At 68.8% G+C, this 25,271-nt stretch carries 26 protein-coding genes; 14 read left to right on the forward strand and 12 right to left on the reverse strand.

Annotated elements, in window-relative coordinates; all coding sequences use genetic code 11:
- Window positions 1-3 precede the first annotated feature (3 nt).
- From ACIQJ5_RS12775 to ACIQJ5_RS12790, 4 genes are read left to right on the forward strand one after another with little or no spacing between them, the layout of a single operon-like run.
- Window positions 4-1,083 (forward strand): carbohydrate ABC transporter permease, encoded by a 1,080-nt coding sequence (locus ACIQJ5_RS12775; protein ID WP_402844501.1) that lies wholly within the window; start codon window positions 4-6, stop codon window positions 1,081-1,083.
- Window positions 1,080-1,970 carry a carbohydrate ABC transporter permease gene (locus ACIQJ5_RS12780; protein ID WP_402844503.1) on the forward strand — a complete coding sequence of 297 codons (891 nt, stop codon included), beginning with the start codon at window positions 1,080-1,082 and terminating at the stop codon, window positions 1,968-1,970. The genes ACIQJ5_RS12775 and ACIQJ5_RS12780 overlap by 4 nt, the downstream gene beginning before the upstream one ends.
- Before the next feature lie 26 nt (window positions 1,971-1,996).
- The gene (locus tag ACIQJ5_RS12785; RefSeq protein WP_231092935.1) at window positions 1,997-3,478 is read left to right on the forward strand and encodes a GH1 family beta-glucosidase; all 1,482 of its coding nucleotides are present in this window, start codon (window positions 1,997-1,999) and stop codon (window positions 3,476-3,478) included.
- 11 nt (window positions 3,479-3,489) lie between these two features.
- The gene (locus ACIQJ5_RS12790; RefSeq protein WP_231092934.1) at window positions 3,490-4,509 is read left to right on the forward strand and encodes a LacI family DNA-binding transcriptional regulator; all 1,020 of its coding nucleotides are present in this window, start codon (window positions 3,490-3,492) and stop codon (window positions 4,507-4,509) included.
- An 84-nt stretch (window positions 4,510-4,593) separates the two neighbouring features.
- On the opposite strand, the gene ACIQJ5_RS12795 is transcribed toward ACIQJ5_RS12790, so the two are convergent.
- The 3 genes from ACIQJ5_RS12795 to ACIQJ5_RS12805 all read right to left on the reverse strand — a co-directional run bounded on the left by ACIQJ5_RS12795 (window position 4,594) and on the right by ACIQJ5_RS12805 (window position 8,347).
- Window positions 4,594-5,424: an endonuclease domain-containing protein gene (locus ACIQJ5_RS12795; protein WP_402844508.1), complete on the reverse strand. Its 831-nt coding sequence runs from the start codon at window positions 5,422-5,424 to the stop codon at window positions 4,594-4,596.
- A gap of 203 nt (window positions 5,425-5,627) precedes the next feature.
- Complete coding sequence (locus ACIQJ5_RS12800; RefSeq protein WP_402844511.1) at window positions 5,628-6,398, reverse strand: GNAT family N-acetyltransferase; 771 nt, start codon at window positions 6,396-6,398, stop codon at window positions 5,628-5,630.
- 605 nt (window positions 6,399-7,003) lie between these two features.
- Complete coding sequence (locus tag ACIQJ5_RS12805; RefSeq protein ID WP_231092930.1) at window positions 7,004-8,347, reverse strand: uracil-xanthine permease family protein; 1,344 nt, start codon at window positions 8,345-8,347, stop codon at window positions 7,004-7,006.
- Window positions 8,348-8,486: 139 nt separating this feature from the next.
- Here ACIQJ5_RS12805 and ACIQJ5_RS12810 point away from each other — a divergent pair, with 139 nt between their 5' ends.
- Window positions 8,487-9,215: a hypothetical protein gene (locus ACIQJ5_RS12810; protein WP_402844514.1), complete on the forward strand. Its 729-nt coding sequence runs from the start codon at window positions 8,487-8,489 to the stop codon at window positions 9,213-9,215.
- 26 nt (window positions 9,216-9,241) lie between these two features.
- A complete protein-coding gene (locus ACIQJ5_RS12815; RefSeq protein ID WP_402844517.1) occupies window positions 9,242-9,922 on the forward strand; it encodes a hypothetical protein in 681 nt (226 codons plus the stop codon).
- A 38-nt stretch (window positions 9,923-9,960) separates the two neighbouring features.
- Here the strand turns inward: ACIQJ5_RS12815 and ACIQJ5_RS12820 are convergent, their stop codons facing one another.
- Both ACIQJ5_RS12820 and ACIQJ5_RS12825 read right to left on the reverse strand, forming a co-directional pair.
- Window positions 9,961-10,989, reverse strand: a complete 1,029-nt coding sequence (locus tag ACIQJ5_RS12820) for an NADP-dependent oxidoreductase (protein ID WP_402844520.1) — start codon at window positions 10,987-10,989, stop codon at window positions 9,961-9,963.
- A 34-nt stretch (window positions 10,990-11,023) separates the two neighbouring features.
- A complete protein-coding gene (locus ACIQJ5_RS12825) occupies window positions 11,024-11,410 on the reverse strand; it encodes a DUF1304 domain-containing protein (RefSeq protein WP_231092926.1) in 387 nt (128 codons plus the stop codon).
- 80 nt (window positions 11,411-11,490) lie between these two features.
- On the opposite strand from ACIQJ5_RS12825, the gene ACIQJ5_RS12830 reads away from it, so the two are divergent.
- A complete protein-coding gene (locus tag ACIQJ5_RS12830; protein WP_402844523.1) occupies window positions 11,491-12,066 on the forward strand; it encodes a TetR/AcrR family transcriptional regulator in 576 nt (191 codons plus the stop codon).
- A 15-nt stretch (window positions 12,067-12,081) separates the two neighbouring features.
- Here ACIQJ5_RS12830 and ACIQJ5_RS12835 read toward each other — a convergent pair whose 3' ends face one another.
- On the reverse strand, window positions 12,082-12,963 hold the full coding sequence (locus tag ACIQJ5_RS12835; RefSeq protein ID WP_402844526.1) for a phosphoribosylaminoimidazolesuccinocarboxamide synthase: 882 nt from the start codon (window positions 12,961-12,963) through the stop codon (window positions 12,082-12,084).
- 73 nt (window positions 12,964-13,036) lie between these two features.
- Here ACIQJ5_RS12835 and ACIQJ5_RS12840 point away from each other — a divergent pair, with 73 nt between their 5' ends.
- Window positions 13,037-13,477, forward strand: a complete 441-nt coding sequence (locus ACIQJ5_RS12840; RefSeq protein ID WP_402844529.1) for a pyridoxamine 5'-phosphate oxidase family protein — start codon at window positions 13,037-13,039, stop codon at window positions 13,475-13,477.
- Window positions 13,478-13,503: 26 nt separating this feature from the next.
- On the opposite strand, the gene ACIQJ5_RS12845 is transcribed toward ACIQJ5_RS12840, so the two are convergent.
- From ACIQJ5_RS12845 to ACIQJ5_RS12860, 4 genes are all read right to left on the reverse strand, one after another.
- Window positions 13,504-13,833 carry a TfoX/Sxy family protein gene (locus tag ACIQJ5_RS12845; protein WP_231092922.1) on the reverse strand — a complete coding sequence of 110 codons (330 nt, stop codon included), beginning with the start codon at window positions 13,831-13,833 and terminating at the stop codon, window positions 13,504-13,506.
- Window positions 13,834-13,882: 49 nt separating this feature from the next.
- A complete protein-coding gene (locus ACIQJ5_RS12850; RefSeq protein WP_402844533.1) occupies window positions 13,883-15,040 on the reverse strand; it encodes a glycoside hydrolase family 1 protein in 1,158 nt (385 codons plus the stop codon).
- Between the two features lie 155 nt (window positions 15,041-15,195).
- Window positions 15,196-16,338 carry a LacI family DNA-binding transcriptional regulator gene (locus ACIQJ5_RS12855; protein WP_402844535.1) on the reverse strand — a complete coding sequence of 381 codons (1,143 nt, stop codon included), beginning with the start codon at window positions 16,336-16,338 and terminating at the stop codon, window positions 15,196-15,198.
- A gap of 191 nt (window positions 16,339-16,529) precedes the next feature.
- A complete protein-coding gene (locus tag ACIQJ5_RS12860) occupies window positions 16,530-17,327 on the reverse strand; it encodes a siderophore-interacting protein (RefSeq protein WP_402844538.1) in 798 nt (265 codons plus the stop codon).
- 97 nt (window positions 17,328-17,424) lie between these two features.
- Between ACIQJ5_RS12860 and ACIQJ5_RS12865 the strand changes: the two genes are divergently transcribed.
- The gene (locus ACIQJ5_RS12865; protein ID WP_402844541.1) at window positions 17,425-18,042 is read left to right on the forward strand and encodes a PadR family transcriptional regulator; all 618 of its coding nucleotides are present in this window, start codon (window positions 17,425-17,427) and stop codon (window positions 18,040-18,042) included.
- Entirely contained in the window at window positions 18,039-19,520 is a 1,482-nt protein-coding gene (locus ACIQJ5_RS12870) for a DHA2 family efflux MFS transporter permease subunit (protein WP_402844543.1), read from the forward strand. The genes ACIQJ5_RS12865 and ACIQJ5_RS12870 overlap by 4 nt, the downstream gene beginning before the upstream one ends.
- An 80-nt stretch (window positions 19,521-19,600) precedes the next feature.
- Here the strand turns inward: ACIQJ5_RS12870 and purD are convergent, their stop codons facing one another.
- Together purD and ACIQJ5_RS12880 are read right to left on the reverse strand one after the other, a co-directional pair.
- On the reverse strand, window positions 19,601-20,872 hold the full coding sequence (gene purD, locus ACIQJ5_RS12875) for a phosphoribosylamine--glycine ligase (RefSeq protein ID WP_402844546.1): 1,272 nt from the start codon (window positions 20,870-20,872) through the stop codon (window positions 19,601-19,603).
- A 48-nt stretch (window positions 20,873-20,920) separates the two neighbouring features.
- Complete coding sequence (locus ACIQJ5_RS12880) at window positions 20,921-21,277, reverse strand: sterol carrier family protein (protein ID WP_402844549.1); 357 nt, start codon at window positions 21,275-21,277, stop codon at window positions 20,921-20,923.
- A 97-nt stretch (window positions 21,278-21,374) separates the two neighbouring features.
- On the opposite strand from ACIQJ5_RS12880, the gene ACIQJ5_RS12885 reads away from it, so the two are divergent.
- The 4 genes from ACIQJ5_RS12885 to ACIQJ5_RS12900 are packed head-to-tail and all read left to right on the forward strand — an operon-like array spanning window position 21,375 to window position 25,211.
- On the forward strand, window positions 21,375-22,286 hold the full coding sequence (locus ACIQJ5_RS12885; RefSeq protein ID WP_402844552.1) for an HtaA domain-containing protein: 912 nt from the start codon (window positions 21,375-21,377) through the stop codon (window positions 22,284-22,286).
- Complete coding sequence (locus tag ACIQJ5_RS12890; protein ID WP_402844555.1) at window positions 22,286-23,392, forward strand: hemin ABC transporter substrate-binding protein; 1,107 nt, start codon at window positions 22,286-22,288, stop codon at window positions 23,390-23,392. Before ACIQJ5_RS12885 ends, ACIQJ5_RS12890 begins: the two co-directional genes overlap by 1 nt.
- Window positions 23,389-24,450: a FecCD family ABC transporter permease gene (locus tag ACIQJ5_RS12895; protein WP_402844558.1), complete on the forward strand. Its 1,062-nt coding sequence runs from the start codon at window positions 23,389-23,391 to the stop codon at window positions 24,448-24,450. Before ACIQJ5_RS12890 ends, ACIQJ5_RS12895 begins: the two co-directional genes overlap by 4 nt.
- Window positions 24,447-25,211, forward strand: coding sequence for a heme ABC transporter ATP-binding protein (locus tag ACIQJ5_RS12900; RefSeq protein WP_402844561.1), 765 nt, complete (start codon window positions 24,447-24,449; stop codon window positions 25,209-25,211). The genes ACIQJ5_RS12895 and ACIQJ5_RS12900 overlap by 4 nt, the downstream gene beginning before the upstream one ends.
- Window positions 25,212-25,271 lie beyond the last annotated feature (60 nt).

Below are 25,271 nucleotides of genomic sequence, written 5' to 3' on the forward strand. Positions count from 1 at the left end.
ATCGTGTCCGCCACGACCCCCACCGCCCGGCGAGCGACCCCGCGTGACCCTCAGCGCATCGGGTTCGGGCACAAGCTCAGCAGGTGGGACCTGAAGGTCTCGCCCTACCTCTACATCTCCCCGTTCTTCGTGCTCTTCGCCGTGATCGGGCTGTTCCCCATCGGATACACCGCTGTGATCTCGTTCATGGACTGGGATCTCGTGCGCAACTCCGGTGAATTCATCGGCTTCGACCAGTACACCTACGTGCTGAGCCAGCCGAAGTTCTGGATCGCGCTGCGCAACACGTTCAGCATCTTCCTGCTCTCCTCGGTGCCGCAGCTGATCATCGCGATCATCATCGCCGCGATGCTCAACGAGAACATCCGGGCGCGCACGTTCTGGCGCATGGGGGTCCTCGTCCCGTACGTGATGGCACCCGTCGCCGTCGCGCTCATCTTCTCCAACATGTTCGGCGACCAGTACGGCATCGTGAACACGATCCTCACCAACGCGGGACTGACCGCCCTGCCGTGGCATTCGAACGCCTTTTTCAGCCACATCGCCATCGCCACCATGGTCAACTTCCGCTGGACCGGCTACAACACCCTCATCCTGCTGGCGGCCATGCAGGCCATTCCCCGCGACCTCTACGAGGCGGCGACCGTGGACGGCGCGGGGCGCGTGCGGCAGTTCTTCTCCATCACGATGCCGAGCCTCAAGCCGACGCTGATCTTCGTCATCATCACCTCCACCATCGGCGGGCTCCAGATCTTCGACGAGCCGCGCATGTACGACCAGACCGGCACCGGAGGTGCCAACAGCCAGTGGCTGACCATCACGATGTACCTCTACAACATCGGCTGGGGAGAGTGGAACTTCGGCCGTGCGGCGGCGCTCGCCTGGATCCTGTTCATCATCATCCTGGCCATCGGCATCATCAACCTCCTCGTCACCCGCTCCCTGGTGCGCGATGAGGGGACCCGCGACGGGATGACGCGCGCCCAGCGGCGTGCGGCCTCGGTGGCCATGCGTCGTCGCGTTGCCGCCCAGCGCACGAGCGCGACCACCCGCGAATCGACGAAGACGGAGGCGCTCCGATGACCACCACAGCCACCGAGACCGTCACCCAGGCCACCGGCCGCACGCCGCGAGCACGTGCCATCCGAGGAACCCGCCCCGGCTTCCTCGTCTACGGAGTCCTCGGCGCATTCCTCCTCGCCTGCCTGTTCCCGTACTACTGGTCGCTGCTGATCGGCTCGGGCGACTCCTACACGATCCGCGACCCCCACATGAGCTGGATCCCCGGAGGCAACCTCTGGGAGAACATGCAGAAGGTGATGACGGATCCCGCCGTCAACTTCTGGCAGGCGCTGTGGAACTCCGTGTGGAGCTCGGCGGTGATCGCCGCGTCCGTGGTGTTCTTCTCGACCCTCGCCGGATGGGCGTTCGCGAAGCTGAAGTTCACGGGCTCGAACGTGCTGCTGGTCTTCGTCATCGCCACGATGGCTGTTCCCATGCAGCTGGGTGTCGTGCCGCTGTACATCCTCTTCAGCGATCTCGGCTGGACCGGTCAGATCGGCGCCATCATCGTGCCCGCGCTGACCAGCGCGTTCGGGGTGTTCTGGATGACGCAGTACCTGCGTCAGTCCGTGCCGGACGAGCTGATCGAAGCTGCCCGCGTCGACGGCGCCACCCAGTTCCGCACCTTCCTGACCGTGGGCCTTCCCGCCGCGCGACCGGCCGCCGCGATGCTGGCGCTGTTCACGTTCGTATCCTCCTGGAACAACTTCTTCTGGCCGTTCATCGTGCTGGATCGCTCCAACCCCACCCTTCCCGTGGCGCTGTCCCTGCTGCAGTCGAACTATTTCGTCGACTACTCCGTGGTGCTCGCCGGCGTGCTGCTGTCCACCATCCCGCTGCTGATCCTGTTCGTCTTCGCCGGCAAACAGCTCGTCAGTGGCATCATGGCTGGCGCGGTCAAGGGCTGACGCACACCCGAATCGAGAGGTTTCCCATGTCTTCTCCCGCTCGCTCCTTCCCGGACGACTTCCTCTTCGGCGCGGCCACCGCGGCGTACCAGATCGAGGGCGCGGCCTTCGAAGACGGCAGGACAGCGTCCATCTGGGACGCGTTCGCCCGGGTTCCGGGTGCCGTCATCAACGCCGACAACGGCGATGTGGCCTGCGATCACTATCACCGCTATCCGCAGGACGTCGCGCTGATGAAGCGACTGGGCCTGCAGACCTACCGGTTCTCCACCTCCTGGTCCCGGGTCCGTCCCGACGGGGGCGCGGTCAACCAGGCCGGGGTGGACTTCTACCGGCGGCTGGTGGACGAACTGCTGGAGGCGGACATTCTGCCGTGGCTCACGCTGTACCACTGGGACATGCCGCAGGCCATCCAGGAACGCGGCGGATGGACCACGCGGGAGGCCAGCGACCTCTTCACCGAGTACGCGCTCACGATGCATGACGCCCTCGGCGATCGCGTGAAGGTGTGGACCACGCTGAACGAGCCGTGGTGCTCGTCGTTCCTGTCCTACACAGCGGGAGCGCACGCTCCCGGGCACCGGTCGGTGGCCGAGGGCATGCTGGCCTCCCACCACCTGCTGCTCGGGCACGGGCAGGTGGTGGAGGAACTGCGTCGGCGCGACGAGTCGCTGAACCTCGGCATCACGCTCAACCTCACTGTGGCCGATCCGGTCGACCCGGAGAACGCGGCCGACCGCGATGCTGCGCGACGGGTGGACGGCCAGTTCAACCGCTGGTTCCTGGATCCGGTGTTCCGTGGCGAGTACCCCGCGGACATCGTGGAGGACATCCGTGGCGTGGACGCCGAGGCGGTGGCGCGCTTCGAGGCGGCGGTGCTGCCCGGGGACCTCGACACCATCTCCACACACATCGCGACCCTCGGGGTGAACTACTACCACGGCGAGTACGTGGCAGGGGCACCCTCCGATCGGCCCGCGCCCGAGGGTGAGGCCCCCACCACGCGTGAGACGGCTTCCCCGTTCCCGGCCTCGGACGGGATCTACCACGTCGACCGAGGGCTCCCGCGCACCGGTCAGGGCTGGGAGGTGCAGCCCGAGGGGCTCACCCGTCTGCTGCACCGGGTCTGGGACGAGTACGCGCAGCCGGCGCAGAGCGTGCTCTACGTGACCGAGAACGGCGCAGCCTATGACGACGAGCCGGTGATCGAGGAGGGCGAGACGCGAGTGCACGATGCCGAGCGCGTCGACTTCCTGCGCCGTCACCTCGCGGCCATCCTCGACGCACGAGAGGGCGGCGTCGACGTGCGCGGCTACTTCTACTGGTCACTGCTCGACAACTACGAGTGGGCCTGGGGCTACGAGAAGCGATTCGGGATCGTGCGGGTGGACTACGAGAGCCAGGAGCGTGCATTCAAGGACAGCGCACTGGAGTATCGTCGCATCATCACCGAACGCGCCATCGACGTGCCGACGCCGGTCAGCGTTCCCCCGTACCTGTTGAACTGAAAGAGGGCTCTGTGGCGGATCCGTCGACGTCCGTACCCGCCACGGCGGCCACGATCGAGGAAGTCGCCGCCGCTGCCGGGGTCTCGCGTTCGACCGTCTCCCGTGTGGTCAACGGATCGACGTCCGTCAGCCCGAGCGCCGAGGAGCGGGTGCGGGCCGCCATCGCGAAGCTGCACTACGTTCCGAACCAGGCCGCCCGCTCCCTGGCGAGCAGGCAGACCAAAGCCGTCGCACTGATGGTCCCCGAAGACGTCTCGCGCTTCTTCGGGGACCCCTTCATCGCCTCGGTCGTGGAAGGAGCGCACCACCGGCTCACGGCATCGGGGTATGTCTTCACTCTCGTGCTGGTGGGTGAAGAGACCGGCGAGCGCACCATCGCCTACCTCCGGGGTGGCAGCGTCGACGGCGTGATCGTGGTGTCGCACCACTCGCGCGATGCGTTCGTGGACCGCATCGCCGGTGTCGTGCCCGTCGTGTTCGGCGGCCGCCCGACACGCAAACGCGCGGGGGAGTCCGAGTACTACGTCGACGTGGACAACGTGGAGGGCGGCCGTCTGGCCACCGCCCACCTCATCGAGCGTGGCCGTCGCCGTATCGCGACCATCGCGGGGCCGAGCGACATGCCGGCCGGCATCGACCGCCTGAGCGGCTATCGCCAGGCCCTCGCGGATGCCGGGCTGGCCGAGGGTACGGTGGCGATCGGCGACTTCTCCGAACTGGGCGGGGCGGCTGCCATGCGCGAGATCCTGGCGGACGGGACACCGGACGGCGTGTTCGTCGCCAGCGATCTGATGGCCAAGGGCGCACTCGCCGTGCTGGCCGAGGCGGGGTTGCGGGTGCCGCAGGACGTCGCGATCGTCGGATTCGACGACTCCAGCATCGCGCGCGAACTCACCCCCGCGCTGACCACCGTGCGCCAGCCCGCGCTCGGCGATCTCGTGGCGCAGCGCCTCATCGAGATCCTCTCCGGCGAGGAGCCCCCGCGCGCCACCCTCGTCGAGCTGGAGCTCATCGCCCGCGACTCCACGTGAGGTCATGATCGGTTGCTGAATTCATGACGGATCGGTCGGATTCGTCATGGATTGGTGGCCTGGTCATGGATTCGCGACACCGCGTCAGCGTCGGGCGGGACCGGCGAGGAGCGCTCGCCGGATGGTGCGTTCCACGCTCGCCCACTCATGCACGACCTGAGCGTAGGTGAACCGCAGCACCTGATAGCCGCGGAGAGTGAGCTCCGCGTCGTGGACGACGTCGCGGCCGCGGTCCGCTGCGGACGAATGGAAGGCGTGACCGTCGACCTGGATGACGAGCCAGTCATCGATCAGGAGATCCACGCGATGCCCGGCGATCAGCGCCTGCGGACGAAGCTCACGTCCGATGTGCCGCATCCCACGCATGAGGAGGGTTTCCAGCCCCGAGTCCGAGAGGCCCGTGACCTGCGCGGCGAGTCTTCGTGCATCGTGACGGGGCCAGGGGATTCGCTGAAGGGCGGCCGGTGCGAGCTGTTCTGTGCGCGAAGCCGACTCCCATATCGCCAACGCCGTGGCCTCGTCGCAGCAGCGGACCACGTGCTGAAGCGTGTCTTCGATGGATTCGAGGAGCTCGCCCGTCCGCAGCGGCATCAACGGGCGGGTGCGGTGCACATGAACGTGGCGGGACGTCGTTGCGGCACTGGGCGGAACATGGACATGAGTGTTTGCCGGCGCTGTCACGGGCACCCACCAGCCTCGCAGCCGCGCCGCGGAGACGCACGCGACGCGGGCGTTCAGTTCGGCGGCTGCGCGCCGCACGTCATCGACGTCCGCCAAGGCCACCCAGTTGCGGCCGATCGGAACGACCGCCGATCCGAGCCATCGTCGCACTCCGCGCGCATCGAAACCCGCTTCATGCAGAAGGCGGCGGTGGGCGATTCGGTCGTGCTTTGCGAGCCAGGAAGGCAGATCCATGCCTCATAGTGGCCGCCGTGGCACGCTGCGAACGCCGTGTCCACAGGCCGCGGAATGGATATCGCGCATGTGGAGGAAACCTCGTGCGCACCTCCTCGGGCGCGGCGGGCTTCCTGAATCCATGACCGGGTCTCCAGATCATGACGAGTATTCCGGATTCGTCATGATCCGGAGACCGGGTCATGGATCCGCGTCGGCAGGGTTCAGGCGCTGCGCTCCCAGGTCCAGGGCACGGTCTCCGTGACCTTCACCAGGCCCGCGCGCTCCAGGATCGGACGGGAGAACTCGGTCGAGTCCGAGTGGATCCAGCGCACGCCACGGGAGATGGCGGATCGGGCACGGGCGGCGGTGAGCGCGCGGTAGATGCCGCGACCGCGGTAGTTCGCGAGCGTGGCGCCGCCCCAGATCCCGGCGAAGGCGGTGCCGGGGATCGGATCGATGCGCCCGACGCTGACGATACGGCCGTCGACCTCCGCGGCCCACACCTCCACACCTTCTCCGCGAGCCTGCCGTTCCAGGATCTCCGGCAGCAGACGCTCGGCATACGGCGTGCCGCCGAACACCTCGTCCTGCATGTCGAGCGCGGCGCGGATGTCGGCGGGGGTCGTCATCTGCCGCACCGTCACGCCCTCCGGAGCCGGGACGTCCACCAGGGTGCCCGCATCGCCGAGCATCACGGATTCGACGCCCTCGGCGGCGAATCCGGCGCGCGTCAGGGCGTCTTCCAGGCCCGGCGCGTGGTCGTGGGTCCGGGTCTTCCACTCGGCCTGCACGATCGACTCGTCGGCGGCGATCAGCGCCGCGATCTGCGCGACACGGGCGGCGGGATCATCCAGCTCGGCGTAGGTGACGAACAGGCGACCGCCCTCGTAGCGCGCCGCCCAGAGTGGCCCGATGCGGTCCACGGAGGTGGCCCCCAGTACTTCGGAGGCGGTGCGGAGGTGGGCGTCGTACGCGGCGAGGAGGTCGGTCACCGATCCAGCGTAGAACTCCGTCGCACGGGGGAGGTGTAGCGCGCGGCCCCCGCATAGCCTGCTCCCATGGACGCAGCATCACTGATCATGGGAATGTCCATCGCCAGCGTGTTCTGGATATGCGTCATCGGATGGCAGCGCAAGCGCCGCGATGACACGCCCTCAGACGAGGACTGAGCACACGGCCCCGACGAGCAGTCTCGTCGGGGCCGCGTGCTCACATCTGAGGCGTCAGTTCTCCGGGTCGCCGCCGAGGGGGCCGACCGCCGGGATCGGACCGCCGTCGTCGGCGCCGGTCTTGCGGGCGCAGGCGATGAGGTTGGGGTGCGAACAAGAACGGCGCCACGGGCCTCGGCCGTGACTCCACCGACGAGTTCACGTTCACGTGCGGCTAAATCCGGATCTGCGTCACACGATCGGTTGACCGCCACGGTACGGGGAAGCGGCTCGTGAGCACTCCACGCTCGAACTGAGGGCCCACGATCGCGACATATTCCTCGGCGTCTTCTGCGTTCGCGAAGACGCCGAGGATGTTGTTGTCTGGGCCACTGTCGTGGTAGACGATCCACACCTCTTGCATTCAGAGAACGCTACAGCTGAATGGATCAGTTCTCCGGGTCGCCGCCGAGGGGGCCGACGGCCGGGATGGGACCGCCGTCGTCGGCGCCGGTCTTCCGGGCTCGCGCGATGAGGTTGCCGAGGTGGTAGATCGCGAGCACGGCGACCGTCGCGAGGATGATCGCACCGAACTCGATGCCGCCGAACACCGCGCTGAACCCGCCGATGGAGACGATGAGACCGACGGCGGCGGTGAGCTGGTTGACGGGGCGGGACAGATCCACGCGGTTGTCCACCCAGATCTTGATGCCGATCACACCGATGAGGCCGTACAGGGCGGTGGTGGCGCCACCGAGCACACCCATCGGGATGGTGTTGAAGAGCGCGCCGATCTTCGGCGACAGCGCCAGCACGATGGCGACGAGACCAGCGACCCAGTACACGGCGGTGGAGTAGACGCGGGTGGCCGCCATGACACCGATGTTCTCGCCGTAGGTGGTGGTGCCGGAGCCGCCGAACATGCCGGCGATGGCGGTCGAGATGCCGTCCGCGGACAGCGCCTTGCCGGTGGACTGGTTGATCGAGGGGTCCTCGGTCATGGCGGCGACACCCCGCACGTGGCCGACGTTCTCGGCGATGAGCACGAGCACCACGGGCAGGAACATCAGCACTCCCGACCACGCTGCGGGCTCGGCGAATGCCGGGAGGTGGAACTGCGGCAGGCCCACCCAGTCGGCGGCGGCGACCGTGCCGAAGTCCACCTCGCCCTGGATGACCGCGGCGATGTAGCCGACGATCACACCAAGGAAGATGGAGATACGACCCAGGAATCCGCGGAAGACGACGCTGAACAGCACGATCGCGGCCAGCGTGATCACGGCCGTGAGCGGGGCCGCCTTGAAGTTGTTCCACGCCGCGCCGGCGAGGTTGAGGCCGATGAGGGCGACGATGGTGCCCGCGACCATCGGGGGCATGAAGCGGTCGATCCACTTCACCCCGACCGCCTGGATCAGGAAGCCGATGCCCGCCAGCACCACACCGGCGACGACGATGCCAACGAGGGCCATCGCGATCTGCTCGGGGGTCTCCAGCCGGTTGCCGCCGTTGAAGGCCATCACCGGGGCGAGGAACGCGAAGGAGGAGCCGAGGTAGCTGGGCAGCTTGTTGCGCGTCAGCAGCAGGAAGAGGATCGTGCCGATACCGCTGAAGAGCAGGGTGGTGGCCACCGGGAAGCCGGTGAGGATCGGGACAGTGAAGGTCGCGCCGAACATCGCGAGGACGTGCTGACCGCCCATGGCGATGGTGGCGGGCCAGCTCAGACGCTGTTCGGGCTTGACGACGTCGCCGGGGGCGACGGTGCGACCGTTGCCGTAGACGGACCACAAGGGCATGGAGGGACTCCTCAGGGGTAAGGGGCGGAACCGCTGGATCACTTTATCGAACCTGGGGATTGGCTGGACGGGACGGCTGCCCGGGTAGGAGGCCTCTCTCCCCGATCCGGGGCGGCCCCGGACGCGTTAGCGTTTTCCTATGCCCTCCTATTCCTCCCTCACCGACCATGCGGCCGTCGAAGCGGCGATCGCCGAGTTCTCCTCGTTGGGTCGGGAGCTGTTCCTTCTGAAGTACGGGTTCCCGGAGGTCAACGAGTCCTTCGTGATCGTGGGCGCCGGTCGTTACGACACCCGTGCGCTGTTCGCCTCCGCGTACGGGCACCAGCACGGTGAGCCGCTCACCAGTCGCCAGGTGGTCGCCGGGCTCACCGGCGCCGCGGGGCAGCTCGGCGCGCTCGGCTATGTGGTGACCACTCCGGATGACCTCAAGGCGGCCGACACGTTCCCGACCTTCGACGCCGCGCTCGCACGATTCCCGATCCCGGTGGAGAACCTCCCCGTCATCCGCGAGTTCCTCGTGAACCGCAACTACCGCGAGTTCTTCATCCCCGCCAGCCGTGCATACATCGGCGCCAAGCCGCGCTCGGGGAAGCCCCCGCACCAGATCGGTCGCGGCTACATCGCCTACCGCGAAGAGGACGGACGCCCGCGCGGCATCGAACTGCCGGTGCGGGTGAGCGCCGTCGTCGAAGCGCTGTCGCCGATCCGCGGGGGTGCATCCTCCACGCGGTCGACCGAGCCGCGCGCACCGCGTGCCGCCGCCGAACCCCGCGCTCCGCGTGTGGCGAAAGTGGAGCGTCAGGATGCGTTCTGCCCCACGTGCTTCATGGTGCTGCCCGCCACGGGCGTCTGCGCCAACTGCGACTGAACCAGAAGGGTCGATAGGCTCACCCCGTGCCCGCATTGGATGGAAGCATCGACGGACTGATCGGGTTCCTCACCGACTGGCACGGGGAGCCTGAACCGCGGTTCGGTGTCCCGGCATCGGAGTTGCCCGCGGGTCTGCCCGAAGCCCTGCGCCGGCTGTACGCTGTGGCGGGCCGGTGGCCGGGACGTGATCCGGGGGAGCACCTGCCGGATGCGCCCGGGATCCTCCAGCACCAGGACTTCCTGGTGCGGGCGGAGGACCTGTCGGCGGCCGATGGCTGGTTCGACGTCATCTCCGAGAACCAGGAGGGGTGGCGCGTCCGCGTCCGCGCGGACGATCCCGCCGGAGCGCCCCACTCGAACGCCCACTGGATGTGGGACGACGGCGACATGGACGACTACGTTCCGCTGACTCCCGCCCTGGAGCATCTGCTCACGTCGTTCGTGCTGCAGGAGAGCCTGTTCGGCTCCCGCTTCCTGGCGAGCGTCGATGCCGGCGATGCCTGGTCTGCCGCCTGGGCGGAGGCGGAGCCGGTGTGGGAGAACGGCTGGTACGTGTTCGAGGAGCCGACCCACAGCTTCCGCCGCAGCGGCCCGTTCCTTCTGGCGAGCATCGCCGGCGACGGCTGGATCGGCTGGAATGATGCGGGTGCTCGTCTCGGCGAACCTCTGGCCGCGGAAGTCCACGTGATTCACTCGCCCGAGTGACGGGACGGCCGGCGCCGGTGAGGCGCCGGCCGGTGTCGTCAGGCGTTCTCGGCCGGCGCGATGCGCACCAGCATCTTGCCCGTGTTGGCGCCGCGCATCATGTCGAGGAAGGCGTCGACGGTGTTCTCGATGCCGTCCACGATGGTCTCGTCATAGGCGATCTCGCCCGCTGCGAACCAGCCCGCCATCTTCTCCTGGAACTCCGGCGCGACGCCGAGGTGGTTCGCGAGAGTGAACCCGGTGAGCGTGAGGCCGCGCGTGATGATGTTGGCCATGTTGTCGGGGCCGGGAGTGCGGCCCGTCGTGTTGTACTCGGCGATCGCGCCGCAGAGCGCGGCGCGCCCGCCATCGTTGAAGGCGTCCAGTGCGGCTTCGAGGTGATCGCCGCCGACGTTGTCGAAGAACACGTCGATCCCCTGCGGCGCCGCAGCGGCGAGCTGTGCGCGAACGTCGCCGTCCTTGTAGTTGAAAGCGGCGTCGTAGCCGTACTTTCCGGTGAGCAGAGCGACCTTCTCCGCGCTGCCGGCGGAGCCGATCACCCGCCCCGCTCCGAGGAGCTTCGCGATCTGGCCGACGGCGGTGCCCACGGCGCCTGCGGCACCCGAGACGAACACCGTGTCGCCGGGCTTCATCGCGGCGATCGTGGTGAGACCGACGTACGCCGTGAGACCCGTCATCCCCAGGATGTGCAGGCGCACCGAGGACGGGACGCCGTCGAGCTCCGGTACCGCACGGAAAGTGGTGGCCGGGGCCTGGACGACGTCGGCCCAGCCGTGCTGGTGAAGAACCAGCGTTCCCACGGGGAGCTCCGCGGCGTTCGACTCGACCACGCGGCCGATCGCGCCACCGGCGATAGTCTCGCCGAGCGCGTAGGGCGCGACGTAGCTGCGGACGTCGTTCATCCGCCCGCGCATGTACGGATCGACCGAGACGAACTCGTTGCGCACCCGGACTTCTCCGGCAGCCGGGGTGTCATACGCGACCTCGGCGGTCTCGAAGTCCTCGTGCGTCGGCCACCCCACGGGGCGCTTCGCGAGACGGATCTGGGTGCTCTGGGCAGTGGACATGGAACTCTCTTTCTGAGGAGGAGCGCGCGGACGGTCAGAGCGCGAGGCCGAGTGCGAGCAGGAGGACAGCAAGCGCCGGGATCACGCCCTGCTTGAGGGCGGCGCTGCGCTTGTCGGGGCTGGAGAGAAGCAGGACGAGCGCTGCGCCCGCCATGGCACCTGTGCCCGCGAACACCAGGCCGGCGCCCAGTGATGTGGTGCCGAGGAGGAAAGCGACGATGCCGACCACGGCGATGATGGCGAGGAACAGGTTGTAGAACCCCTGGTTGAACGCCATCTCCTTCGTGGCATGCGCCTCCTCCTCACTCAAGCCGAAGGTGGCGCGGACGCGCGGTGTCGTCCAGGTCAGCGACTCCATCACGAAGATGTAGACGTGGACGAGCGCTGCGATGCCGGCGAGGATCAGGCCTGCGATCACCATGGGGATCTCCTTCTGTCGAGTCGATTCTGTAACGACCTGTCCAGTATATACTGGACAGGTCGTTACAAAGGTGGGAATCCATGGCACGCACGCAGAGCTTCGATCGCGACACGGTCGTGCGGGCGGCTCGCGCGCTGTTCTGGCGAACCGGGTACGAAAGCACCTCAATCCCCGAGCTCGAGGCCGCGACCGGACTCAGCCGTTCCAGCATCTACAACGCGTTCGGATCGAAGCGAGGACTGTTCGACGCCGCCGTCGACAGCTACCTCACGGAGGTCGTGCGGCCCCGGCTGCGACCCCTGACCGCCCAGCATGTCGAACCGAGCGCGCTCGCGGACTACCTCACCGGCTTGCGCGCGGCGTTTCAGAACCTCGAGTCGATGCCCGCCGCGAACGGCTGCCTGCTCATCAACACCGCAGGGGCGCCGATCGCCGACGACCCGCAGGTGGCTCGCGTGATCGCCGACTACCGTGCGGAACTGCGTGACGCGGTCGTGCGGGGGCTGCACGCCGCGCGCGGGCAGGTGCCAGCGCCGGAGCTCGCGCGGCTCGCCGACGCGGTCACCGGACTCATGGTTGCCGCCTTCGCGATGGCGAGGGTGGATGCTGCGGAGGCGGCGCGCAGCATCGATACCGCACTCGCTCTCCTCGGGTGAGTGCCGTGTCCCGGCTCAGGACTGCAGGCGGGTGAGCAGCTCGCCGTATCGTGCCGCGGTCTCGGCCACGATGTCGGCGGGCAGTTCCGGGGGAGTGCCGGTCTTGTCCCAGTTCGCGGCGAGCCAGTCGCGCACGATCTGCTTGTCGAAGCTCGCCATGCGTTCGGCCGGAGTCTGCCCCTTCTCCCACGCGGCGCGGTCCCAGTAGCGCGAGGAGTCGCTCGTGAGCACCTCGTCGCCGAGGGTCAGTGATCCGTCGGCGTCGTGACCGAACTCGAACTTGGTGTCGGCCAGGATCAGTCCGTGCGCTTCGGCTGTGGCGGCAGCACGATGGTAGATCTGCAGGGACAGGTCCCGCAGGTCGGCCGCCAGTTCTTCGCCGACGATCTCCTCCGACTGCTCGAAGGTGATGTTCTCGTCATGCTCGCCCAGTGGCGCCTTGTACGCGGGCGTGAAGATCGGTTCGGGCAGACGGTCGCCGTCCTGGAGTCCCGTGGGCAGCGCCACACCGCAGATCGAGCCGCTCTGCTGGTACTCCTTCCAGCCGGAGCCGGTGAGATAGCCGCGCACGACGCACTCGATCGGGATCATCGACAGCTTCCTGGCCACCATCGCGCGGCCAGTCACCTCGGCGGGAGGCTCCTGCCCCGTGAGGTGGTTGGCGACCGGAACGCCGCCATCGGCGCCCGCCAGCTGCTCGAACCACCATCCGCTGAGGCTGGTGAGCAGGACGCCCTTGTCGGGGATGCCGGGTGAGAGTACGAAGTCGAAGGCGCTCACGCGATCGGAGGCCACCACCAGCATCCGATCCGCCGGCCCGTCCGCGGGCTCGTAGAGGTCCCGGACCTTTCCGGAGTAGACGTGCTTCCAGCCGGGGATCTCGCGCGCGGTGCTCACGCCACCATTATCGCGCCTCCGCGCCTTTCCCCTGTCGGTGGCCCCTCGTATCGTGACCCGCGGAGGCGATGACATGAGCGAACTGGTGTGGGACGAGACGGATCCGGTGCACGTGAAGGCGCTGGCGGCGCTGCGGCGCGAGCTGGTGGGGTGGATCTCGACGGTGGATCGTGCGGGCGCGCCGCGCTCGGTGCCGGTGTGGTTCTTCTGGGAGGACGGCGAGGTGGTCATCATCACTCGCCCCGACACGGCGAAGGTGAAGCACCTGCGCGCGGGCCCGGCCGCCCAGTTCCACCTCAACGCGGGAGGCCCGTTCGGCGATGACGTGGTGATCCTCAGTGGCGATGCGGAACTGCGAGAGGGCGGAACGGCGGCGTGGATGGCACCGCGACGTGAGGCGTACGAGGCGAAGTACCGGGAGGCGATCGCCGACTACGGCATGCCGCTGGATGACATCGTCGAGAGTTTCTCCGCCCTCATTCTGCTCCGGCCGACCAAGCTGCTGGCCTGGTGACCCGCGACACGAGCACGCTCCGGTGATCAGCGCGGGGTGATGGCGTCGACGAAGTCGTGCGCCTCGCTCATGAGCGGTGCCCAGAGCTCGTCCTGCTCGATGCGCAGCGAGAGCCATTCGCGCATCTCGCGTCCGCGCATCACGGTGCGCTCCGCTGTGCCGTCGGCCACGAGTTCCCCGGCGCGGCGTTCGCCGACCTTCACGATCAGGTCACCGCCGCTGCCGACGAACGCGAAGATCTTGCCGCGGACGCCGAGACCGATCGTGCCGAACATCCGCCCGAGCGCCACGTCGGGCAACGACGTGAACTGCGGGGTCAGGTCGTCGAAGATCTCGTGCGCGCGCTCGTGGACCATGCCGGGGATCGTACGCCGCGCGGGCGGCGCACGAAACCCCTGCCGTGTGTCAGCTGAGGCGGCCGGTGCGGGCCACGCCGGCCAGCCAGTCCAGGCTGGGCTTGGGGCGACGCTCGAACGTTACGGGATCGACGGCCACCAGGCCGAAGGTCGGGCGGAACGATCCCCACTCGTAGTTGTCGAGCAGGGACCAGTGCAGGTAGCCGCGGACGTTGATGCCGTCGGCGATCGCCGAGGCCACGTCGCGCAGCGCCACGCCGGTGTAGTCGATGCGGCGCTGATCATCGGAGGTGGCCATGCCGTTCTCCGTGACGATGAGGGGGACATCGCCCACCACCTCGGCGCTGTGGCGGATCGCGATGCCCAGGGCCTCGGGGAAGTACTCCCACCCGGTCAGCGTGCGCTCCACGCCCTCCGGGATCGGCTGCGGCCGCCCGCCCTCGCCGATGAACGTGCGGAGATAGGCCTGCACGCCCAGCCAGTCGTCACCGCGTGCCGCCTCCAGGAAGACATCCTCCCGCGGGTACTGGTAGGCGAGAGTCTCAGCCTCGTAGCCGGGGACCGCATGGTAGGCCTGGTTGGCGATCGTCCATCCCACCTTGTGGCCACGCGCGCGCAGCATCGCCCCGGTGAGGTGATGGGCACGGATGAGGTTCTGCGTGACCACGGGGTCCGGAGCCGGGGGTTCATCGGACTGGTTCGGGGCGGCGAAATCGTGCACCACGGCGACCATGTTGGGCTCGTTGATGGTCACCACCCATTCCACCCCCGCAAGGATCTCTGCGGCGCGGGTGGCGTAGCGGAGGAACACGTCGGGGGCGTCGTCGCGGCGCCACCCACCGCCGTGGGCGAACCAGCGCGGGTTGGTGAAGTGGTGCAGTGTCACATTGGGGGTCAGGCCGAGCTCGATCGCAGTCTCGATCATGCGACGGTAATGCTGCAGCATCGCCTCCGAGAACTGTCCGTCCTCGGGTTCGATGCGCGCCCACTCGATGCTGAACCGGTACATGTCGAATCCACGGTCGGCCAGCAACTGCATGTCCTCGCGGTATCGGTGCAGGCTGTCGGCGGCGTCGCCGCTGCGTTCGGCGATGTGCATCTGCGGGGAGTTCTCCATCTCCCACCAGTCCGAGCCGATGTTGTTGCCCTCGATCTGGTGGGCGGCCGTTGCCGCGCCCCAGAAGAAGGAGTCGGGGAAGCTGGTCACGTGAGTCCTTTCGTGGGCGGGTCTCGGCGTGCTCGCGAAGCATCGGTGCGAATCTCGTGCGGGAGCGTCGAGTCGAGATCTCAGCGCAAATCTACGCGCTTAGATCATGTTCGAGTATTGCCCGATCGCCGGAGCGACGCAAGGGCGCCGGCGGATCAACCGGGAATGCAGCCGCAGGACTCGCCGAGCATCAGCGCGGTCGGCAGGATCACGGTGTGGCCGGTGCCGCTGCGTTGCTCGGCTTCCTCGATGAGGATCCGCGCGGCGGCGCGTCCCATTTCCGCCATCGGCTGGCGCACCGTGGTGAGGGTGGGGTGAAGGACGCGACTGGCGAGGATCCCATCGAAGCCGGTGACGATCACGTCGCCGGGCACGGAGACGCCGCGTCGTTCGAGCCGCTCGATGAGGGCGATGGCGATCTGATCGCTCGCGCACACGAGGGCATCCGGAAGCTCCGTCGCAGGGACGTCCGCGATGCTCGCGGCGATGTCGTCAGCGACCTGCGACGTCGTGTGGTCTGCGATGTCGTCCGGTGCGGAGGGATGGTCCGACGTGGGCGGATCTTCTGACGCGATGAGGGGAGTCGCGGGCCGCGCGAGCCCGCGAGCGGTGAGCTCGTCCGTGATCGCGGTGAATCGCTCCTGGTAGTCCGGCGCGGCGAGATCGCCGATGAAACTGAACCGGCGCGCGCCGTGATGGTCGACGAGATGGGTGATGAGGGCGCGCGCACCGCCGTTGTTGTCGGCCTGCACCCGATGAAACGCTTCGTCGGCGCTCACGCCGCCCATGCTGAACAGCACGACCGGCACCGTGCGCACCACCGACTCGAGTACGCCGGCGACGCCGCTCAACCCCGCGCGGCTGGGGAACACCGCGAGCCCGTCCACGCGCCCGGCGTGATCGGTGACGTCCTGCGGTGCGCGCGGATCGTTGCTGATGTGCACGGACCATCCGCGCCGTCGGCACTCCAGCTCGAACCCCCGCTGCACCTCGTCGACGTAGAGCGGGAAGACGCGGGGATCGGGCGGGCCGTCCTCCGTGGGTGCGTGCTCGTCGGAGGAGAGCAGGTCGGACTCGGTGAGGAGATCGAAGGACTGAAGACCGAGCACCCCGGTGCCGCCACGAGCGAGGCCGCGTGCGGCACCGCTCGGGACATACCCGAGCTCCCGGGCGGCATCCAGCACGGCCTCCCGGGTGCTGTCGCGGACCTGATCCGGGCGGCGGAATGCGAAGGAGACCGTCGCGGTGGACACGCCGGCGAGCTTGGCGACGTCGTACACGGTGGGCCGGCGGGCCATCACGCCTCCCTCGGTGTCGAGCCCGGTGCCCGGGCGGCTGCGGCTGCGTCGATCCTACGCGGGCGCCTCCGTGCGCACCCTCGCACGCCTCTTCTCGTGTGCCTCCGTGGCGCACTGCCGTGAGACTTCGCTCTGTGGGCGAGAACCGGCGCGCTGTCCGGATCTCGCCCACAGGCGGAAGACTCGCGGGGTCATTCCTCCGGGTCGGTGGGATCCAGCGGCGCGTGGTGGTCGAAGTCGGCGGCGCCGCGGCGCCAGTAGCCGTCCACGACGACCTGCTCCTTGGGCAGCCCGAGCTCGCGACGGAGGTGGCGCCGGATCGGAACGAGCTGCGTGGCTTCGCCGGCGGCCCAGACGAACGTGGACGCGTCGATCGGGGCGAGCCCGGCCAGAGTCTGCAGCGCTCCGCTCGCGTCGCGACCCGTGACGTGCACCGTGGCGGCTGTCCGGCCGAGATAGCCTGCCAGCCAGCTGCCGTCACCGACCATCGCGATGATCTCCACGGTGACGGACGCGGGCAGCAGTTCCAGCCACCGCGTCACGGCGGGCATCGCGGTCTCGTCGGCGAACAGGATGGCGCGCGAGATTCCCGCCGGAACGCCACGGGAGCCGCGCGGACCGGCGATCCGTGCGGGATCGCCGACACTCACCGACTGCGCCCAGGCCGCCGCCGGACCCGGATCGGCATGGGTGTAGAAGTCCAGGGCGAGCTCCCCATCGCTGAGCAGCGGCGTGAAGTCGCGGAGGATCACGGGTCCCGTCGGCTCGCCGTCGGGGCGCCGGGTGTGGAAGACCCCGTCCGCGTCGGGGAAGAACACCTTGACGTGGTCCGCGGGGCCGGTGCTCACGAATCCGGCGAGCTCATCCCCGGACAGCGTGACGCGGATCATCTCCGGGGCGACGCGCTCCACGCGGGAGACGGTGAGTGATCGGCTGACGAGGTCGTAGCGGGTGACTTCGCGGTGGAAACGTGGCTGAACATCGGTCATGAGTCCAGCTTAGGGTTACCTAACTTCGGTTGCGATGGTTTCGAGAAAGAATTACAGGTGTACTATTCCATCTGTACTAATTGGAGGCGATCGAACGATGAGCACACGACCCGTGCGTCCGCTCGGGGTCATGATCCTGGCGCTGCTGCGCGAGCGGGACATGCACCCGTACGAGATGATGCGGCTGCTGCGCCATCGCCGGGAGAACCGACTGGTGTCCATCCAGAACGGCACCTTCTACAACCAGATCGCCGGGCTCGTGCGTGACGGATGGATCGCCGAGGCCGGCACCGACCGCGAAGGCAATCGCCCCGAACGCACCACCTACACGCTGCTGCCGGCCGGCGCCGCGGAGATCGTCAGCTGGGTGCGCGAGCGCCTCGGTTCCACCGATCGCCCGGACGAGTTCGCGGTGGCGCTGGCGGAGGCTCACAACCTGCCGCGCGAGGAGGTCGTCGTCCTGCTCAGGCAGCGCGTCGACCAGCTCGCCACCCTGCGCGACGAGTATCAGGGCGGCTACACCGGCGCTCTGGCGAAGCCCGTCGACCGGCAGTATCTCGTCGAGCTGCAGCGGGCGATCGCCCTGCTGAACGCCGACATCGAATTCACCGAATCACTGTGCGCGGATCTCGCGGCGGGAGCCCTGCAGTGGGGCGAACCGTCGGAGTCGCACCGCGCTTCCCAACACTTCATCGCTGGAAAGGACGACGCATGACCGCGTCCGCACCCGTGACCACCGGTTCCAACCGGGTGGTCAAGCCGTGGCCCGCCCTCTGGGCTCTGGTCATCGGATTCTTCATGATCCTGGTGGACACCACGATCGTCTCGGTGGCCAACCCCGCCATCAAGAACGCTCTGGATCCCGACACCAACAATCTCGACAACGTCGTGTGGGTCACCAGCGCGTACCTGCTCGCGTACGCCGTCCCGCTTCTGGTCACCGGCCGGCTGGGCGACCGGTTCGGACCGAAGAACCTGTACCTCTCGGGCCTGGTGGTCTTCACTCTCGCCTCGCTCTGGTGCGGTCTGTCCGAGTCGCTCGGCATGCTGATCGCCGCCCGAGCCGTGCAGGGCCTCGGCGCCGCGCTCATGACCCCGCAGACGATGACTGTCATCACCCGCCTCTTCCCGCCGCAGCAGCGCGGCGCCGCCATGGGGCTCTGGGGTGCCACCGCCGGTGTCGCCTCTCTGGTGGGCCCGATCGCCGGTGGTCTTCTGGTGGACAGCTGGGGCTGGTCATGGATCTTCTTCGTGAACCTCCCGGTCGGTGTCATCGCCTTCGTTGCCGCGTGGATTCTCGTACCCCGCATGGAGCGTCACGCCCACTCCTTCGACATCCCCGGCGTCATCGTCTCCGGTCTGGGTCTGTTCCTGCTGGTGTTCGGGCTGCAGGAGGGCGAGAAGATGTCGTGGGATGGCTGGGTGTGGACCATGATCCTCGGCGGCGTCGCGCTGCTCGTGGTGTTCGTCCTCATGCAGGCACGCACCAAGAACGAGCCCCTCGTCCCGCTGAGCCTGTTCCGTGACCGCAACTTCTCGGTCGCCAACCTCGCGATCACCACGGTCGGCTTCACGGTGACCAGCATGGTCGTGCCGCTGATGTTCTTCATCCAGGTGGCGCGCGGTCTCGATCCCACGCAGGCCGCTCTGCTGATGATCCCGATGGCCGTGATCTCCGGCGTCCTCGCGCCGTTCGCCGGCAAGCTGCTGGATCGCACCGACCCGCGGTTCCTGCTCATCCCGGGGCTGCTGCTGGTGTCGGGAGCCATCTTCGCGTACTCGATGACGATGACCGTCGACACTCCGCTCTGGGTGTACCTGATCATCGCCGGCGTGATGGGCGTGGGTCAGGCCGGCATGTGGGGGCCGCTGGCAACCACCGCCAACCGCAACCTGCCGCGCGCGCTCGCCGGTGCCGGATCGGGTGTCTACAACACCACACGTCAGATCGGCTCGGTCATCGGTTCAGCCGCGATCGCCGCGCTGATGCAGGGACGACTGGAGGCGAAGCTGCCCGGGTCCTCGGAGAGCGGCTTCGGAGCGGCTACGGGACCGATTCCTCCCGCGGTGGCCGAGCCCTTCGCCGCTGCGATGTCGCAGACCATCCTGCTGCCGGCGTTCGTGCTGCTGATCGGCGTCGTCGCGGTGTGCTTCATGCAGCGCCCGTCGTCGATCCCCGCCGCCCGCTCGTAGCCCACGGGTCGCCGCAATACCCGGAACGTCCGAGAAGCCCCACAAGCACGGGGGTTCTCGGACGTTCTGGTTTTTCGCGGTCAGTCGCCGGCGACGCGGGCGGCGATGTCGTGACGGAAGTGCGATCCCTCCAGGCCGATGCGCTCGATCGCCGCATAGGCGGCGGTGCGGGCGGCTGAGAACGAGTCTCCCGTCGCCACCACGTTGAGGACGCGACCGCCCGTGGCCGTGAGCGCGCCCCCGGAGTCGGTGGTCGCGGCATGGGCGATGTGCACATCGGCGACGCTCTCCGCCTCGGGGAGTCCGGTGATCCGGCGTCCGGTCACGGGGTTGACGGGGTAGCCTTCGCTCGCCAGCACCACCGTGACGGCCTTGCGATCGGAGAACTCCGGGCGCGGCTCGTCCTCGAGCGTGCCGGTGGCCGCAGCGAACAGGAGGCGGGACAGCGGCGTGGTGAGGCGGGGGAGGACCACCTGGGTCTCCGGGTCGCCGAATCGTGCGTTGAACTCGATCACCTTGATGCCCGCATCGGTGAGGATCAGGCCCGCGTACAGGAGCCCGATGAACGGCGTGCCGCTGCGGTCCATCTCGCGGATCACGGGCAGGGCCACCGTCTTCTCCACCTCATCGACGAAAGCCGCCTCCGAGCCGAAGCGCTCGGCCAGCCAGGGCAGCGGAGAGTAGGCGCCCATGCCGCCGGTGTTGGGGCCGGCATCTCCGTCTTCGGCGCGCTTGAAGTCCTGCGCGGGGCTGAGCGGGCGGACGGTGTCGCCGTCCGAGAGGAAGAAGAGGGAGACCTCGGGGCCCGAGAGGAACTCTTCGATGAGGACGGGCCCGCCCGGGAGGTAGGACTCGGCGTGGGCGATCGCGGCATCGCGGTCGGTCGTGACGATCACGCCCTTGCCTGCAGCGAGTCCATCGGCCTTGACCACGTAGGGTGCTCCGAACTCATCCAGCGCCGCGGTCACCTCGGTGGCGGACGCCGCGCGGACGGCGCGACCGGTGGGGACTCCCGCCGCCTCCATGATGCGCTTCGCGAATGCCTTGGATCCCTCCAGTGCCGCGGCGGCCTTGCCTGGACCGAATACGGGGATACCTGTGGCGCGCAGACGATCCGCCACGCCGGCGATGAGCGGGGCCTCGGGGCCGACTACCACGAGGTCGATGCTGTGGGTCTGGGCGAAGTCGGTGACCGAGACCGGGTCGTTCGCGTCGACCGGCACGACGGTGGCGTCACGGGCGATGCCCGCGTTGCCGGGGGCGGCGAACAGCTCGTGCTCGCTGCTCTCCGCACGCAGAGCGAGGACGATGGCGTGCTCACGAGCACCGGAACCAAGCACCAGGATCTTCACAGGGCCCAGCCTATCCGGGGGCGTGCCGCGCGTTACAGCCGGTGAATCTCAGGGTCGCAGCGGAAGCAGCGGGGAGAGGTCCGCGCGCACCCCGGAGGCGCTGATCAGACCCTGCCCGTACAGCTCGGCCCAGGACTGTGCGCCGGTGGCCAGCGCGATCCAGGTGTCGGCGTCCGTCTCCACCACGTTGGGCGGTGTGCCTCGTGTGTGGCGGGGCCCCTCGACCACCTGAACGGCGCCGAACGGGGGAACGCGTACCTCCACGGAGTTACCGGGGGCCTTCTCCGCGAGGAGCTGGAGCAGATAGCGCACCGCGGTCGCGCGATCCGTGCGCGCCGTCGATCCGTCCAGCACCGCGGCGAGTGCGCGACGGCCGATGATCGTCTCGATTTTCGGAGTCGGCATACGGACACGTTAGCCCTGGCCGCGGACACGTGGACTCGAACGTAGGTAAGGCATGCCTTAGTCTTATGAAGATCCCCCATCCCGATTCGGAGTCGTCATGCGCCCGTTCGCCGCTGTTCTCTCGCGCCCTCGCATCACCGGGAAGCTTGCCGCTCCCGTGCTCGTCGTCGTGGCCGCCCTCGGAGTGGGCGCGGCCGCCACGGTCCCCGCTGCTCCCGCGGCGGCCGTCACCGCGAACGTGTGTTCGGTCGATGCCGCGGACCTCACGTGGGGCTTCAAGGAGTCGTTCCGCTCGTACATCTCCGGCACGATCGCCAACGGCGAGTGGCAGACCGACGGAGGCGCCAGCTACTCCACCCCGAGCTTCAGCTTCACCGGAGGCACGGGCGAGTATCAGCCCGCCACCGCCACCGGCACGGTCTCCTTCCCCGGCGCGATTCGCTTCACCGGACACGAGGGTCTGCTGCAGACCAGCGTCTCCGTGCCCACCGTGCAGTTCACGAGTGCGGGCACCGCGCGACTCCTGCTGGACATTTCCAGCGTCCCGATGGACCAGGCGCTCGCCGGGGACAGCACCGTGCACACGAGCGCTCAGGTGCCGTTCGTGGACATCGACCTCTCCGCCGCCACCGTCACTCGCACCGGCGAGGATGTGACGATCACGGGTACCGACCTGCCCACCGCGATCACGGCGGAGGGGTTCGCTGCGTTCGGCAACTACGAAGCCGGTACCGCATTCGATCCCATCTCCCTCACCATGCACGCCACGTGCGCTCCGGCGGAAACCGGGGCCCCCACGGCGGAGGCGAGCGCAGCGGCAGACGCCCCGACGGGCGACACCCAGGCGGCCACGCCCGCGACGGCCGCCGCGGGCACGGGCACGGGCACCGGCTGGGTGCCCTGGGCGATCGGAGGCGGTGGGGTCATCGTCGTGCTTGCGGCGGCGGGAACCACCCTCCTTGTGCGCCGGCGCGCAACGGAGTCCGCGCACGCGGACGATCAGCGCTGATGCGTCGTCTCACCTCCGTCCTCGCGGCCGCCGTGCTGGCACTCTCCCTCGCTGCGTGCACCCCCGCTTCGGGTAGCGACACCGGTGCACCTGCGGCCGGCGTCGCGGCAGAGCGTGTGCCGCTGGCGGAGCTGACCCCGCTCGCCGACCCGAAGGCGTACGAGGGTGCCAGCACGGCCCACCTACTCGGCGCGGCGATCGAGCCGGTCGCGGAAGCTCCTGCGCAGTCCCTGCCGGCCACGGTCGTCTCGCACGACCGATCCGGCGACGTGGACGTGACCGTCGCCGACACCTCCCGGGTCATCGCGATGGACATCGCCGGATCCATCGCCGCCACGGTGTGGGGCCTGGGCTTCGGTGACACCCTCGTCGGGCGTGACATCTCCTCCACCTTCCCCGGCGTCGAGGACCTGCCGGTGATCACCGGCAGCGGCCACACGATCAACACCGAGGCCGTCATCGCCCTCCGGCCCACGCTCGTGATCACCGACGGCTCGATCGGTCCGAACGACGTGGTGACGCAACTGCGCGACGTCGGAATCCCGGTGGTCTTCATCGAGGACACCGCTTCTTACGACGGCGCGATCGACATGGCGCGCGCCGTGGCGGCGGTGTACGGGGCGACGGCGGCGGGCGAAGCCCTCGCGCAGCGCACGGCCGATGCGCTCGCGGCCACACGGGCCGACATCACGACCCTGGCGCCGCAAGCCGAGGGGGATCGGCTCCGCATGGTCTTCCTCTATCTGCGCGGATCGTCCGGGGTCTACTACCTCTTCGGATCCGAGTCGGGTGCCGACCAGCTCATCGAGGCTCTCGGGGGTGTGGATGTCGCGGGCGAGCTCGGCTGGGGCGGCATGCGGCCGCTGACCGATGAAGCGATGGTCTCCGCCGACCCCGACCTGATCCTCGTGATGACGAGCGGCCTGGATTCGGTGGGCGGTGTCGACGGGCTGCTGCAGGCCAAACCCGCCATCGCGCTCACGCGGGCCGGTCAGCACCGGCGCATCGTGGACATGGCCGACGGGGAGATCCTCTCCTTCGGGCCGCGCTCCGCCGAGGTGCTGGATGCGCTGGCGCGGGCGATCTACGCGCCGGACGTACCGTGACCGCTCCAGGGCCGGCTGCGCGTCGGCGGTCTCGGACCGTCGTCCTGTTCACGGCGTCGGCAGCGCTGCTGCTCGCGGGAATCGTGCTCTCGGCCGGTCTCGGGCAGCTCGCCATCGGCCCCGCCGACGTGATCGGCTCGCTGCTTCGCGCCGTGGGGCTGCCCAATGGGTGGGCGCCGGAGGACGCCCTCATCGAGCAGACGCTGTGGCAGATCCGCCTTCCACGCGTGGCGATGTCGCTGCTCGTGGGCGCATTGCTCGCCGTCGCCGGTGCGGTCATGCAGGCGGTGTTCGCCAACCCGCTGGCCGAGCCCGGTGTGGTCGGCGTCTCGTCCGGGGCAGCGCTCGGAGCGGCGGCGTCGATCGCCTTCGGCCTGACGTTCCTCGGCGGGTGGACCACGGCGGTCTTCGCATTCGCCGGCGGCCTCGTCGCCACCTTCGTGGTGTACTCGACCGCACGCGCGCAGGGGCGCACCGAGTCGGTGACCCTTGTGCTCACCGGCATCGCGGTGAACGCGTTCGCCGGCGCCGGGCTCGCGCTGCTGATGACGGTGGGGGATTCCGGATCGCGCGAGCAGATCGTGTTCTGGCAGCTCGGATCGATGAACGGGTCGCGTTGGGGCGAGGTGGGAGTCTCTGCGCTGGTCGGCGGTGCCGCGGTGATCGCCGCACTCCTGCTGGCGCGCCAGTACGACCTGCTCGCGCTGGGCGACCGCACCGCGGCTCACCTCGGCGTCCGCGTCGAGCGACTGCGCATCCTCTCCATCGTGCTGGTGGCACTGCTCACGGGCGCCGCGGTGGCCTTCGTCGGCATCATCTCCTTCGTCGGTCTCGTCGTCCCCCACATCGTGCGAATGATCCTCGGCCCGTCCAATCGGCTGCTGATCGGTGCGTCGGCGCTGCTCGGCGCTGCGCTCCTCGTGCTGGCCGACCTGCTCGCCCGCACCCTGGTGCCCGCCACCGACCTGCCGATCGGCGTGCTCACCTCTCTCGTCGGCGGTCCGTTCTTCTACTGGCTCATCCGCCGGAACCGCCGCCGGGCGGGAGGCTGGGCATGAACGCGATTACGGTACGCGGCGTTCGTGTGCTGCTCGGCGGTTCCGCCGTGCTGGACGGCGTGGATCTGGACGTCGCCTACGGGCGGGTGCTGGCGCTGGTGGGACCCAACGGCGCGGGCAAGTCGACGCTGCTGGGCGTCCTCACCGGCGACGTCCGCCCGCACGCGGGGGAGGTCCTGCTCGATGACCGCCCGCTCAGCGCCTGGACGGCGAAGGAGCTGGCGCAGAAGCGTGCCGTGCTCACGCAGTCGAACCAGGTGACCTTCTCCTTCACCGCACGCGAAGTGGTCGAGATGGGACGCGCGCCGTGGCCGGCGTCCGCTGCCGACGGCCCGATCATCGATGAGGCCGTGGCCCGTGTCGATGCCGTGCATCTCGTCGATCGGCCGTTCCCCGCCCTGTCCGGCGGCGAGAAGGCGCGTGTTTCGCTGGCGCGAGTGCTGGCGCAGCACACCGCGATCGTGTTGCTCGATGAGCCCACCGCGGCGCTGGATCTGCGACACCAGGAGGATGTGCTGCGTCTCGCGCGGGATCTGGCCGCGGCGGGCCGCGCAGTGGTGGTGGTGTTGCACGATCTTTCGGTGGCGGCCGCCTACGCCGATGAGGTGGCGATGCTCGCGGGTGGATCGATCGTCGCCCACGGCAGCGCGCATGAGGTGCTCACCGCCGAGCGCGTGGCCGAGGTCTACGGCGCTCCTGTGCGCGTGATGGCGGATCCCGATACGGGCCGTCCCATCATTCTGCCGCGGCGTGATGCCTGAGACCCGGCTTCGCTCCGCGTAGAAGTTAGGTTAGGCTAACAAAAGTCTGATGATTACCCC

Source organism: Microbacterium sp. GXS0129, assembly GCF_044769785.1.
GTDB lineage: Bacteria > Actinomycetota > Actinomycetes > Actinomycetales > Microbacteriaceae > Microbacterium > Microbacterium nymphoidis.

Excerpts from the sequence above, each read along its gene's own strand:
- ACIQJ5_RS12855 (WP_402844535.1), bottom strand. The coding sequence starts at position 16,338 with ATGGCCCGCCGGCCCACCGTGTACGACGTCGCCAAGCTCGCCGGCGTG.
- ACIQJ5_RS12830 (WP_402844523.1), top strand. The coding sequence starts at position 11,491 with ATGGCACGCACGCAGAGCTTCGATCGCGACACGGTCGTGCGGGCGGCT.
- ACIQJ5_RS12860 (WP_402844538.1), bottom strand. The coding sequence starts at position 17,327 with ATGACCGATGTTCAGCCACGTTTCCACCGCGAAGTCACCCGCTACGAC.
- ACIQJ5_RS12840 (WP_402844529.1), top strand. The coding sequence starts at position 13,037 with ATGAGCGAACTGGTGTGGGACGAGACGGATCCGGTGCACGTGAAGGCG.
- ACIQJ5_RS12845 (WP_231092922.1), bottom strand. The coding sequence starts at position 13,833 with ATGGTCCACGAGCGCGCGCACGAGATCTTCGACGACCTGACCCCGCAG.
- ACIQJ5_RS12885 (WP_402844552.1), top strand. The coding sequence starts at position 21,375 with ATGCGCCCGTTCGCCGCTGTTCTCTCGCGCCCTCGCATCACCGGGAAG.
- ACIQJ5_RS12795 (WP_402844508.1), bottom strand. The coding sequence starts at position 5,424 with ATGGATCTGCCTTCCTGGCTCGCAAAGCACGACCGAATCGCCCACCGC.
- ACIQJ5_RS12890 (WP_402844555.1), top strand. The coding sequence starts at position 22,286 with ATGCGTCGTCTCACCTCCGTCCTCGCGGCCGCCGTGCTGGCACTCTCC.
- ACIQJ5_RS12780 (WP_402844503.1), top strand. The coding sequence starts at position 1,080 with ATGACCACCACAGCCACCGAGACCGTCACCCAGGCCACCGGCCGCACG.
- ACIQJ5_RS12865 (WP_402844541.1), top strand. The coding sequence starts at position 17,425 with ATGAGCACACGACCCGTGCGTCCGCTCGGGGTCATGATCCTGGCGCTG.
- ACIQJ5_RS12870 (WP_402844543.1), top strand. The coding sequence starts at position 18,039 with ATGACCGCGTCCGCACCCGTGACCACCGGTTCCAACCGGGTGGTCAAG.
- ACIQJ5_RS12900 (WP_402844561.1), top strand. The coding sequence starts at position 24,447 with ATGAACGCGATTACGGTACGCGGCGTTCGTGTGCTGCTCGGCGGTTCC.
- ACIQJ5_RS12825 (WP_231092926.1), bottom strand. The coding sequence starts at position 11,410 with ATGGTGATCGCAGGCCTGATCCTCGCCGGCATCGCAGCGCTCGTCCAC.
- ACIQJ5_RS12785 (WP_231092935.1), top strand. The coding sequence starts at position 1,997 with ATGTCTTCTCCCGCTCGCTCCTTCCCGGACGACTTCCTCTTCGGCGCG.
- ACIQJ5_RS12880 (WP_402844549.1), bottom strand. The coding sequence starts at position 21,277 with ATGCCGACTCCGAAAATCGAGACGATCATCGGCCGTCGCGCACTCGCC.
- ACIQJ5_RS12810 (WP_402844514.1), top strand. The coding sequence starts at position 8,487 with ATGCCCTCCTATTCCTCCCTCACCGACCATGCGGCCGTCGAAGCGGCG.
- ACIQJ5_RS12820 (WP_402844520.1), bottom strand. The coding sequence starts at position 10,989 with ATGTCCACTGCCCAGAGCACCCAGATCCGTCTCGCGAAGCGCCCCGTG.
- ACIQJ5_RS12805 (WP_231092930.1), bottom strand. The coding sequence starts at position 8,347 with ATGCCCTTGTGGTCCGTCTACGGCAACGGTCGCACCGTCGCCCCCGGC.